The organism is Mycobacterium sp., assembly GCF_032159565.1.
Classification (GTDB): Bacteria; Actinomycetota; Actinomycetes; order Mycobacteriales; family Mycobacteriaceae; genus Mycobacterium.
On sequence record NZ_JAVHWR010000025.1, the window covers coordinates 1 to 11,321 of the forward strand.

Consider the following 11,321-nt stretch of genomic DNA (forward strand, 5'->3'; position numbering starts at 1 on the left):
GGTTGGATCCGTCGCCGACGTACGCCGATCGGCCCTTCTCGCGGGCGACCTCGATCAGTCGGGGCACGAAGCCGTGATCGCCCTCGCCGTGCACGCTCGGTGGCAGGCGCACCACGGCGGCACGCACCCCGCGGTCGGTGAATTCCAGCACGGCCTTCTCAGAGAATCGCGGTAGGTCGGGCGGGGCGGGCTGGTCCTCGGTGAGGGTCTTCCCCGGCGAGAGCCAGAGGATTCCGCCCGCGACGACGAGCGGCCGGTCGGAGCCCGCGAGCGCCCCTCCGAGCGTTTCGATCGCGCGCCGGTCCAGTTCGGCGCCGTTGGCGAAGTTGTTGAAGTCATGGTTGAACGCGAGATGTATGACACCGTCCGATGTTTCGGCCGCTTGCCGCAGGCGGTCCAGATCGTCGAGGCTGCCGCGCTGCACGTCGGCGCCCGCGTCAGCCGCGGCCTGCGCCGACGAGTCGGATCTGGCGAGGCCCACCACTTGGTGTCCGGCGCTGATGAGTTCGGCCACGACCGCCGAACCGATGAACCCAGTCGCGCCTGTCACGAATATGCGCATGTCGTTCGTCTCCTCCCACTGATGTCAGCTGCTGTCATCACGGTAACGCTGATGACAGTCGCTGTCATTCCCGTACCATCCGAACATGAGCCGGTGGGAGCCCAACTCGCGTGGTCGCCTGGAGGAGGCGGCGCTCGACCTCTACACCGAACGCGGGTTCGACGAGACGACGGTCGCCGAGATCGCCGAGCGGGCGGGCCTCACCGAGCGGACCTTCTTCCGGCACTTCGCCGACAAGCGCGAAGTGCTGTTCGGCGGCCAGGACGCCCTGCTGCAACTGTTCGTCGACACCATCGTCGAGGCTCCCGAGTCGATGTCGCCGCTAGATGCCGTCGGCGCCGCGTTGGCCGCTGCGGGTCCGGTGTTCGAGGACCGCCACAAGCACGCCAGGCGGCGCCAGGCCGTCATCGCCGCCAACCCCCGCCTGCAGGAGCGCGAGCTGATCAAGCTTTCATCGATCGCCTCGGCCATCGCCGATGCGCTGCGTCGCCGCGGTGTCACCGACTCGGCGGCGCGACTGACCGCCGAGGCGGGCGTCGCCGTTTTCAAGGTCGCCTTCGACCGGTGGATCAACGAGGGGCGGCGAGATCAGCTGCCGCAGTACATCGGCGAGTCCATCGAGGAACTCAGAGCGGTCTCGAGGGGCTAACGATTCCGACGTGCCCGGCCTCGACACTTCTCGATGCGCCGACGCGATGGTGTGGTGGACGGTGTGATCCGAATGGCTTCGGTGACGGCCGCGCTGTCGGCCTTGCTCGTCATTGCGCTGCCGTCGGCCGCCGCGGCGCCGGCCGCCGATGAGCGGGGCTATGCGAATTCGACCGCACGCTGTGAAGCGCCGAACTCGGCCGTCGTCTTCGGCAGCACGGACGCTTCGCGCATCGCGATCTGCAGGACGCCGAGCGGTGACTACGAATATCGCGGTGTGCGGTTGAGCGACGGCGCGAAGCTGATCGTCCCGGCCGAGGCTCCACCTGACGGCGCCTTCATCGCCGACAACGGCCCGATCAGCTACCTGGTGACGATGAAGTCACTCGTCGTCAGCGCGGGCAACACGGTGATCCGCGAGGAACCGATGGTGGATTTTCACGGCAGTCAGGCGGCCGCCGCCGCACCGGCCACGCCGACGTCGACGGCGCCGTTGCCGCCGCCGCTGCCCGCAGAGAAGGGTCACGCCGGCTGAGCCGCAAACCAGCCGGCCGGTGGCCGACCCGACAGCGCCGACGTCAGCTGCGCAGCTGCGGATCGGGCGGCGCGCACCAACTCCGCCGCGGGCACATGGGACCCAGCCTGGCGTCGGGTCACGCTGAACGCCGCGCACGGGTGGCCGGTGTGGTCGAACGCGCACGCCGCCACCGATTGCAGCCCGGGAGTGATGAGCCCGACCTCCTCGGCATAGCCCCGACGCCGCTCGGCCTGTAACAGTCGCCGGAGCTCCGGCAGTGAGGTCGGCCCCTCTCCCGTGCGGTTGACGAAGGCGCGGGTCGACGGGAACAAGCCGCGCACCTGGGCGGCGGGCAGATGCGCCAGGATCGCGCGGCCACTGGCAGTCAGGTGCGCGGGCATGCGGACGCCGATTCCGGTGAGCGTGACGGCCATGTGCGCCGCCGTCGGATGCTCGCGAAGCAGGTACAGCGTCTCCGAGCCGTGCAAGATGCCGAGGTGACAGGTCTCGTGCACCTGGGCGACGAGTTGCTTGAGCACAGGGCGGGCCCACATCTCCAGCGGCCCGTGTCGCAGATAGGCCGAACCGACCTCGAACGCCGACACCCCGAGTCCGTAGGTGCGCTGATCCGCCAGGCGCACGACGAAGCCACGTTCGGTGAGCACGTCGAGCAGGTGATACGCCGACGAGCGCGGGATGTCGAGATCGCGGATGATCGCCGCGCCGGAGACTGGGCCGGGTCGTCCGGCCAGGTAGAGCAGGACGTCGAGCGCCCGTCCCACCGCCGGTGAGGTGCTCGACATAGCCCGCCTCCTGGTTACGTCTCGGATACGAGACATTACTCGGCGAACAGGTCTGGATGCGACGACCGGTGATGGGGTGTGCTGATCGCATGACTTCAGTAACCGGGTCGCGCACCGTCCGCGCCCCTCGTGGCACGACCATCTCCTGCAAAGGATGGCAACAGGAAGCCGCGCTGCGCATGTTGATGAACAACCTGGACCCCGAGGTTGCCGAGCATCCCGAAGACCTGGTGGTCTATGGCGGCACCGGTCGCGCAGCCCGCAACTGGCCGGCGTTCGACGCGATCGTCGCGACGCTGCGGGATCTCGAGGACGACGAGACTCTGCTGGTTCAGTCCGGCAAGCCGGTGGGTGTTTTCCGCACGCACGTCTGGTCACCGCGCGTTCTGATCGCGAACTCCAATCTCGTTGGCGACTGGGCGAACTGGGAGAAGTTTCGTGAGCTGGAGGCCGCGGGCCTGATGATGTACGGCCAGATGACCGCGGGCTCCTGGATCTATATCGGCACGCAGGGAATCCTGCAGGGCACCTACGAGACCTTCGGCGCCGTCGCCAAGAAGCTGGCGGCCTCCGGCCGCTATCAGCACAGTGGCGGAACACTCGCTGGCACGATAACTCTCACTGCGGGCGTCGGCGGAATGGGTGGCGCCCAGCCGCTCGCGGTGACCATGAACGACGGCGTCGCGATCTGTGTGGACTGCGACGAGAGCCGCATCGATCGGCGCATCGCCCATCGCTACCTCGACCTCAAGGCGGGCAGCGCCGACGAGGCTCTCGCGCTGGCGATCGAGGCGCGAAACGCCAGGCAGCCGTTGTCGATCGGCCTCGTCGGCAACGCCGCCGACGTCTTCGGTGAGTTGCTCGACCGCGACGCACCGATCGACATCGTGACCGACCAGACGTCGGCGCACGATCCGTTGTCCTATTTGCCGACCGGAGTGCCCTTCGAGGACATGAAGAAGCTGGCCGACAAAGACCCGGTGTTCTTCACCGAGCAGGCGCGCGCCTCGATGGCCCGGCACGTGAAGGCGATGGTCGGGTTCATGGACAAGGGCGCGGAGGTGTTCGACTATGGCAACTCGATTCGCGACGAGGCACGCAAGGCCGGCTATGACAGGGCGTTCGACTTCCCCGGGTTCGTCCCCGCCTACATTCGCCCCCAGTTCGAGGAGGGGCTCGGCCCGTTCCGGTGGGTGGCGTTGTCCGGTGACCCGAAGGACATCGAGGCGACCGACCGCGCGATCTTGGAACTGTTCGGTGACAACGCGCATCTGAGACGCTGGATCACCATGGCCGAAGAACGAGTCGCATACCAGGGCCTGCCTGCCCGCATCTGTTGGCTCGGCTACGGCGAACGACACAGGGCGGGACTGAAATTCAACGAGATGGTGGCCTCCGGCGAACTGTCGGCGCCGATCGTCATCGGACGCGACCACCTGGACTCGGGCTCGGTCGCCTCGCCGTACCGGGAGACCGAGGCGATGGCCGACGGCTCCGACGCCATAGCGGACTGGCCGCTGCTGAATGCGTTGGTGAACACGGCGTCCGGCGCATCGTGGGTGTCGATCCACCACGGCGGCGGCGTCGGCATGGGGCGCTCGATCCACGCCGGTCAGGTATGTGTGGCCGACGGGACGGAGCTCGCAGCGGAGAAGATCGCCCGGGTCCTCATCAACGACCCGGGCATGGGCGTCATCCGCCACGCGGACGCGGGATACGAGCACGCCATCGCGGTAGCCGCCGAGCGTGGTGTTCGAATCCCCATGCAAGAGAACACATGACAAGTTTCGATTCCCTGTGGGAGTCCATCATCGACGTCGGTCGCGAACCGGCCACCGGTGGCTATCGCAGATTCGCCTGGAACACCGCCGATCTCGCGCTGCGCGAATGGTTCACCGGCGAGGCGCAGCGCCGCGGCATGACGGTCGAGGAGGACCGCAACGGCAACACATGGGCGTGGTGGATGCCCAGTGGTTGGAGCGGAGATCCGAAGGGCGCGTTCGTCACAGGATCACATCTCGACTCGGTGCCCGACGGCGGTGCGTTCGACGGACCGCTCGGCGTGGTGTCGGCGTTTCACGCCGTCGACCTGGTCCGGGCACGAGGTGTCCAACCCGCTGTCCCGATCGCCGTTGTCGCGTTCGCCGATGAGGAGGGCGCCCGGTTCGGCGTGGCCTGCGTCGGCTCGCAGCTGAGCACCGGGGCGCTGACCGCCGACCGGGCGCTGCGGCTGCGTGACAACGACGGCAACACGCTGGCCGATGCGCTCCGCGGCGCAGGCCGCAGACCGGAACACCTCGGCGCCGACGACACACTCGCCGATCGCGTCGGTGTGTACGTGGAGCTTCACGTCGAGCAGGGCCGGGCGCTGGAGGACCTGGGCAGTCCGGTGGCCGTCGCCTCCTCGATCTGGCCACACGGCCGATGGCACCTCACTTTCGGCGGTGAGGCCAACCACGCGGGGACCACCCGACTGGTCGACCGCCGCGATCCGATGCTGCCGTTCGCCTCGGCGGTGCACTCCGCGCGTACCGAAGCCGGACGCCACAATTGCGTCGCGACCTTCGGGAAGGTCCGGGTCAGCCCGAACGGAGCCAACGCCATTGCCTCCCGCGTCGAGGCGTGGCTGGACGCCCGCGCGGCAGACGAGGCAACCTTGGCCACCGTCGTCGACGCGATCCGGGACGCGGCGGCGCAGCACGCCGAGGACGGCCACGTCACCGTGGAGTTCGAGGCAGAGTCGATCACGCCCGTCGTCGCGTTCCCCGATGCCCCCCGGAGGCGACTACAGACGGCGCTGTCGCGATACGGCGAGGTTCCGGTGCTTCCGACTGCGGCGGGCCACGACGCCGGAATCCTGTCGGCCAAGGTGCCTGCGGCGATGATGTTCGTGCGTAACCCCACTGGGGTGTCCCATTCCCCCGACGAGTATGCCGAGATCGCCGACTGCCGCACCGGCGCGGAAGCGCTGGCGGATGTGATGGCCGATTGGGTGTCGCGGTGACCGAGGAGACCTTCTGGTGCGAGAACGCATGGCTGGACGGCGAGGTGGCACAGTCCGTCGCAGTCGGCGTGAGCGCGGGACGCATCACCGCGGTCGAGGTCGGCGCGCGGCCGGCGGCGTCGCGACAGCTGCGCGGCCTGGTCATTCCCGGCATGGCCAACGCGCATTCGCACGCCTTCCACCGGGCACTGCGGTCGCGCACGCAGCGTGACCGCGGCAGCTTCTGGACGTGGCGAAAGCTGATGTACCAGTCCGCGGGACAGTTGACCCCGGACACCTACCGCACCTTGGCGGCGGCCGTCTACGCCGAGATGGCTTTGGCGGGAATCACTTCCGTGGGCGAGTTCCACTATCTGCACCACGACATCGGGGGCAGGCGCTACGCGGATCCGAATGAGATGGGCAAGGCGCTGATCGCAGCGGCGGCGGACGCCGGTGTGCGCCTGACGCTGCTCGACACCTGCTATCTGCGTTCCGGACTCGACGGCGCGCCGCTGGCCGAGGGGCCTCAACAACGGTTCGGTGACGGCACAGGGGAGGGCTGGGCCGAGCGGGTGCAGGAGTTGAGAAACGACGTCGGATCGAAGCCCGCGCCGCAGGTGATCATCGGCGCGGCAATGCATTCCGTGCGAGCGGTGCCACCGTCGGAGATGGCCGCGGTCGTCGGCTGGGCGGTCGCCAACGACGCGCCCTTGCATGTGCACTCCTCTGAGCAGACGGCCGAGGTCGACGAATGCATGGCCATCCACAACCGCACCCCTACCGAACTGTTGCGCGACAACGGAGTCCTCGGGCCCCGCACGACGGCGGTGCACGCCACTCACCTGACCGAGCAGGACATCGCGGAGATGGACCGGACCGCGACGGGTGTGTGCTTCTGCCCGACCACCGAACGTGATCTCGGCGATGGAATCGGGCCTGCGGCCGCGCTGCTGGCCGGGCGGGGACTGTTCAGCCTCGGCTCCGACAGCCACGCGATGATCGACCTTTTCGAGGAGGCTCGCGCCGTCGAACTCGACGAGCGCCTTGCCCGACGCGAACGCGGAATCACCTCCGCGGCAACACTGCTCGACGCCGCCACGGCCGCGGGGCAACACGTTCTGGGCTGGACGGACGCCGGTGTGCTTCGGGTCGGCGCGCGGGCCGACCTCGTCGCCGTCGACACCCGGTCCATGCGTACCGCGGGCGGCGGCCCGACGGCGGAGAACGTGATCTTCGCGGCGTCGGCCGCCGACGTCACCGACGTGATCGTCGACGGCCGAACGGTCGTGACGGAAAGGCGCCACGTCGCGTACCCCGATATCGGTGATGCTCTCGCGCAGTCGATGGAGCGAATCCGATGACCGTTCTCTACGACAACATCGGCGAGCTGGTCACCAACGACCCGCCCCAAGGCGACGGATCTGCCCTCGGCATCCACCACGATGCCGCGATGGTCGTCGTCGGTGACCGCATCGAATGGATCGGACCGAAAAACCGGGCGCCGGCCGCCGACAACAGAGTTGACTGCCGAAACCGCAGTGTCACTCCGGGATTCGTCGACAGCCATGCGCATCTGGTGTTTGCCGGTGACAGATCCGCCGAGTTCGCCGCACGGATGAGCGGCAAACCCTACGACGGCGGAGGCATCGCGACCACTGTGTCGGCGACCCGCGCCGCAGGCGATGGCGAGCTGTCGGACAATCTCGCCCGCCTGTCCGGCGAACTCCTGCGAAATGGTGCCACCACATTTGAGACCAAGAGCGGGTACGGCCTGACGGTCGCCGATGAACTGCGCTCGCTGCAGATCGCGGGCCGCGCGACCACCGAAACCACATTCCTCGGCGCGCACGTCGTTCCCGCCGAGTACGCGGGCCGTCGTGACGACTACGTCAGCCTGGTGGCGGGCGAGATGCTGTCCGCCTGCGCGCCCCATGCGCGGTGGATCGACGTGTTCTGCGATCGCGGCGCGTTCGATGTGGACGAGGCGAAGACGATCCTGCAGGCAGGCGACGATGCCGGGCTGGGCCTACGCCTGCACGCGGGCCAGCTGGGTCCCGGGGAGGGCATCAAGCTCGCCGTCGAGATGGGCGCGGCGTCGGTCGATCACTGCACCTACGCCGACGACAGCGACATCGAAGCGCTGGCCGCGAGCACCACGGTCGCGACCCTGCTGCCGGGAGCCGAGTTCTCCACCCGCGCACCGTGGCCGGACGGTCGTCGGTTCGTGGCCGCAGGCGCGACGATCGCCCTTGCGACAGACTGCAATCCGGGAACGTCCTACACGTCGAGCATGCCGTTCTGCATCGCGCTCGCCGTGCGCGATATGCACCTGACACCGGCGGAGGCCTTGTGGGCCGCCACGGCGGGTGGTGCGGCCGCCCTGCGGCGCGACGACATCGGGGTCCTCGCACCGGGAACGCGCGCGGACTTCGTCACGCTGAACGCACCCTCCTACATACACCTGGCATATCGGCCCGGAGTGCCGATCATCGACAGCGTCGTCATGTGCGGCGCCCCAACGGATGAAAGCAGCGCGAACAGTCATGAATGAGTCCAAAGTGGTTGTCGGCGTCGGCCCGGTCACCTTCGACGAGGTGGTCGCCGTAGCGCGCGGGGGTGCCCGGGTGAGTATCGCCCCCGAGGCCCTCGACGCCGTCGCGGCCAGCCGCGGCCACATCGAGGCGCTCGCCGAACAGCCGACGCCCGTCTACGGGGTGTCGACCGGCTTCGGCGCGCTGGCCACCCGCCACATACCGCACGAGATGCGAACACAGTTGCAGCGCAGCCTCATTCGGTCACACGCAGCGGGCGCCGGGCCGGAGGTGGAGCGTGAGGTGATCCGCGCGATGATGCTGTTGCGCTTGTCGACCCTGACAACGGGGCGGACCGGCGTTCGCACGGATACGGCGCAGGCCTATGCCGATCTCCTGTCGGCCGGACTGACGCCGGTCGTGTACGAGTACGGCAGCCTCGGCTGTTCCGGCGACCTCGCGCCACTCGCGCACGTCGCCCTGGCCGTCATGGGTGAAGGCCACGTGCGCACACCTGACGGCGCGCTGAAGGCGTCCGGCGAAGCGATGGCCGAGCACGCGCTCGTGCCGGTGACCTTCGCCGAAAAGGAAGGCCTCGCACTGATCAACGGCACCGACGGAATGCTCGGTCAACTGGTGCTCGCGCTCACCGACCTTGACAGCCTGTTCCGGCTCGCCGATATCGCGGCGGCGATGAGCGTCGAGGGCCAACTCGGCACCGACCGGGTCTTCGCCGACGATCTGCAACGGCTGCGACCACACCCCGGGCAGGCCCTTTCCGCGGCGAACATCACCCGGATGCTGGCGGGTTCGGCGATCGTTGCCAGTCATCGCGGCGACGACTGCACGCGGGTACAGGACGCTTACTCGCTGCGATGCTCACCGCAGGTCGCCGGTGCCGCGCGTGATACGGCCGAGCATGCGCGCGTGGTGGCCGAGCGTGAATTGGCAAGCGTCATCGACAATCCCGTCATCACGCTCGACGGGCGCGTCGAGTCGAACGGCAACTTCCACGGTGCCCCGGTGGCCTACGTGCTGGACTTCCTGTCGATCGTGGTGGCCGATCTGGCCAGCATCAGCGAACGCCGGACCGACCGGTTCCTTGACGTCGCCCGCAACCACGGCCTCAACCCGTTCCTCGCCGACGATCCCGGCGTGGACAGCGGCCACATGATCACCCAGTACACCCAGGCCGCGATCGTGTCCGAGCTCAAACGACTGGCCGCGCCCGCGAGTGTCGACTCCATCCCGTCGTCGGCGATGCAGGAAGACCACGTGTCGATGGGCTGGGCAGCGGCCCGCAAGCTGCGCCGGGGCGTCGACGGCCTGACACAGGTGTTGGCGATCGAGGTGCTCAACGCGGCCCGCGGCATCGAGATGCGCCTGCCGTTGACGCCTGCGCCGGGCACCGCGGCGGTCATTGCCGCGGTCAGGGACCATGTTCAGGGACCGGGTGAGGATCGCTATCTGGCACCCGAGATCAGCGCCGTCGCCGAGCTCGCCCGAACCGGTGCCTTGGTTCGAGCCGCGCAGAGCGCCGTCGGTCCGCTGTTATGAGTCGGCAGACGAGGGCAGCGGGTATACAGCGACCATGACAGCAGCCTCCCGTGAACGCGCCGCCCTCGTCGACACGATGCGCGCCGCCGGACCCGACGCGCCGACGTTGTGCGGTGACTGGACCACCCGCGACCTCGCTGCCCATCTCGTCCTGCGCGAACGTCGTCCCGACGCCGCCGCGGGCATCCTCATCCCCAAGCTGGCCGGCTACACCGCCCGCAAGCAGCAGCAGCTCGCCGACGGCAACCAATGGGCTGCCCTGCTGGACATGATCGCGTCAGGGCCGCCGCTGTACTCGCCGCTGAAACTGCTCGATCCTCTGGTCAACACCACGGAGATGTTCATCCACCACGAAGACGTCCGCCGCGCAGCGCCCGGCTGGCAGCCACGTGAGCTGGACGACGACCTCGCGACCGCGCTGCGCCGACAGGTTCGGCTGGCGACCCGGATGTCACTCAGCCGCGTCCCGGCGACGGTGACGCTGCAGGACTCCGACGGCGCGACACTGGCGTCCGTCGGCAAAGGCCCGCACTGCGCGGTCATCGGGGCGGCGCCCGAATTGCTGCTCTTCCTGTCCGGCCGTGACGCCGCACAGATCGAGTTCACCGGCGCCGACGACACCGTTGAGCAGGTCCGGACGGCCCGCCGCCGACTGTAGACGGCGATCGGCGATTTCGAACTACACAGCTGCGCTCTGTATCGTGGGTCGGTCGTCTTGATCAGGAGTAACGCTGTGACCCTCAACACTATTGCTCTCGAGCTGGTGCCCCCGAATGTGGAGCGCGGGCCGGAGTATGCGGTGGAAGAGGCGCGCAAGGTGGCACGAATCTCCGCGGACTCAGGGCTGGCCGCCCGCATCAAGCACGTGATGATTCCCGGGATGATCGCCGAGGACGACGACCGGCCCGTCGAAATGAAACCGAAGCTCGACGTCCTCGACTACTGGTCGCTCATCCAGCCGGAGCTGCCCGGGCTGCGCGGGCTGTGTACCCAGGTGACCGCCTTCATGGACGAGGCCGCCCTTGGCGAGCGACTGACCACCCTCGGAGGCGCCGGGTTCGAGGGCATCGTGTTCGTCGGCGTCCCCCGCACCCTGAACGACGGCGAAGGATCCGGTGTCGCCCCAACGGATGCGCTGTCGATCTATGACCGGGTGGTCGACAACCGCGGCGTGATCCTCATCCCGACCCGCGAAGGCGAGCACAGTCGATTCGACTTCAAGTGCAACCAAGGCGCCAACTTCGGCATGACGCAGCTGCTGTACTCCGACGCGATCGTCGGTTTCCTCACCGATTTCGCCAAGAACACCGACCATCGGCCTGAAATCCTGCTCTCATTCGGCTTCGTACCAAAGGTCGAAACCAGGGTCGGCCTGATCGACTGGCTCATCCAGGATCCCGGCAACGCTGCGGTCGCCGACGAGCAGGAGTTCGTCCGGTCACTGGCGAGCCGCGATCCCGCCGACAAGCGCCAGATGATGGTCGATCTCTACAAGCGGGTGATCGACGGTGTCGCCGATCTCGGCTTCCCGCTGAGCATCCACTTCGAGGCGACGTACGGCGTCTCCGGCGCGGCCTTCGAGACCTTCGCGGAAATGCTCGCCTACTGGTCTCCGGAGGGTAGGAGCGCTGGGCCCACGCGCGGAGCGTAGGGGACGACCGGGGAATGACCTCAGACCGCTAGAGCGCGCGGATCCCGGTGTAGGCCAACAACACAC

11 protein-coding genes are annotated in these 11,321 nt (G+C 68.2%); 9 read left to right on the forward strand and 2 right to left on the reverse strand.

The window, feature by feature from the left end; all coding sequences use genetic code 11:
- Positions 1-562 (reverse strand): NAD-dependent epimerase/dehydratase family protein (locus tag QOC76_RS02965; RefSeq protein ID WP_526354006.1); only part of this gene is annotated, 562 nt, incomplete at its 3' end.
- 85 nt (positions 563-647) lie between these two features.
- Here QOC76_RS02965 and QOC76_RS02970 point away from each other — a divergent pair.
- Both QOC76_RS02970 and QOC76_RS02975 read left to right on the forward strand, forming a co-directional pair.
- Positions 648-1,211, forward strand: a complete 564-nt coding sequence (locus QOC76_RS02970; protein ID WP_526354008.1) for a TetR family transcriptional regulator — start codon at positions 648-650, stop codon at positions 1,209-1,211.
- A 33-nt stretch (positions 1,212-1,244) separates the two neighbouring features.
- Positions 1,245-1,745 (forward strand): hypothetical protein, encoded by a 501-nt coding sequence (locus tag QOC76_RS02975; protein ID WP_526354010.1) that lies wholly within the window; start codon positions 1,245-1,247, stop codon positions 1,743-1,745.
- Here the strand turns inward: QOC76_RS02975 and QOC76_RS02980 are convergent.
- Positions 1,733-2,530, reverse strand: coding sequence for an IclR family transcriptional regulator (locus QOC76_RS02980; protein WP_526354012.1), 798 nt, complete (start codon positions 2,528-2,530; stop codon positions 1,733-1,735). The two genes, QOC76_RS02975 and QOC76_RS02980, sit on opposite strands and share 13 nt — an antisense overlap.
- Positions 2,531-2,619: 89 nt before the next feature.
- Between QOC76_RS02980 and hutU the strand changes: the two genes are divergently transcribed.
- From hutU to QOC76_RS03015, 7 genes are all read left to right on the forward strand, one after another.
- On the forward strand, positions 2,620-4,311 hold the full coding sequence (gene hutU / locus QOC76_RS02985; protein WP_526354014.1) for a urocanate hydratase: 1,692 nt from the start codon (positions 2,620-2,622) through the stop codon (positions 4,309-4,311).
- Complete coding sequence (locus QOC76_RS02990) at positions 4,308-5,534, forward strand: allantoate amidohydrolase (protein ID WP_526354017.1); 1,227 nt, start codon at positions 4,308-4,310, stop codon at positions 5,532-5,534. The genes hutU and QOC76_RS02990 overlap by 4 nt, the downstream gene beginning before the upstream one ends.
- Positions 5,531-6,877: a formimidoylglutamate deiminase gene (locus QOC76_RS02995; protein ID WP_526354019.1), complete on the forward strand. Its 1,347-nt coding sequence runs from the start codon at positions 5,531-5,533 to the stop codon at positions 6,875-6,877. The genes QOC76_RS02990 and QOC76_RS02995 overlap by 4 nt, the downstream gene beginning before the upstream one ends.
- Positions 6,874-8,067 (forward strand): imidazolonepropionase, encoded by a 1,194-nt coding sequence (hutI, locus tag QOC76_RS03000; RefSeq protein ID WP_526354021.1) that lies wholly within the window; start codon positions 6,874-6,876, stop codon positions 8,065-8,067. The genes QOC76_RS02995 and hutI overlap by 4 nt, the downstream gene beginning before the upstream one ends.
- Positions 8,060-9,604 carry a histidine ammonia-lyase gene (hutH, locus tag QOC76_RS03005; protein ID WP_526354023.1) on the forward strand — a complete coding sequence of 515 codons (1,545 nt, stop codon included), beginning with the start codon at positions 8,060-8,062 and terminating at the stop codon, positions 9,602-9,604. Before hutI ends, hutH begins: the two co-directional genes overlap by 8 nt.
- A gap of 34 nt (positions 9,605-9,638) precedes the next feature.
- The gene (locus tag QOC76_RS03010) at positions 9,639-10,262 is read left to right on the forward strand and encodes a TIGR03085 family metal-binding protein (protein WP_526354025.1); all 624 of its coding nucleotides are present in this window, start codon (positions 9,639-9,641) and stop codon (positions 10,260-10,262) included.
- A 75-nt stretch (positions 10,263-10,337) separates the two neighbouring features.
- The gene (locus QOC76_RS03015) at positions 10,338-11,255 is read left to right on the forward strand and encodes a mycobacterial-type methylenetetrahydrofolate reductase (RefSeq protein ID WP_526354027.1); all 918 of its coding nucleotides are present in this window, start codon (positions 10,338-10,340) and stop codon (positions 11,253-11,255) included.
- Positions 11,256-11,321: the final 66 nt, after the last annotated feature.

Excerpts from the sequence above, each read along its gene's own strand:
- QOC76_RS02970 (WP_526354008.1), top strand. The coding sequence starts at position 648 with ATGAGCCGGTGGGAGCCCAACTCGCGTGGTCGCCTGGAGGAGGCGGCG.
- QOC76_RS02975 (WP_526354010.1), top strand. The coding sequence starts at position 1,245 with ATGCGCCGACGCGATGGTGTGGTGGACGGTGTGATCCGAATGGCTTCG.
- QOC76_RS02980 (WP_526354012.1), bottom strand. The coding sequence starts at position 2,530 with ATGTCGAGCACCTCACCGGCGGTGGGACGGGCGCTCGACGTCCTGCTC.
- hutU (WP_526354014.1), top strand. The coding sequence starts at position 2,620 with ATGACTTCAGTAACCGGGTCGCGCACCGTCCGCGCCCCTCGTGGCACG.
- QOC76_RS02990 (WP_526354017.1), top strand. The coding sequence starts at position 4,308 with ATGACAAGTTTCGATTCCCTGTGGGAGTCCATCATCGACGTCGGTCGC.
- hutI (WP_526354021.1), top strand. The coding sequence starts at position 6,874 with ATGACCGTTCTCTACGACAACATCGGCGAGCTGGTCACCAACGACCCG.
- hutH (WP_526354023.1), top strand. The coding sequence starts at position 8,060 with ATGAATGAGTCCAAAGTGGTTGTCGGCGTCGGCCCGGTCACCTTCGAC.
- QOC76_RS03010 (WP_526354025.1), top strand. The coding sequence starts at position 9,639 with ATGACAGCAGCCTCCCGTGAACGCGCCGCCCTCGTCGACACGATGCGC.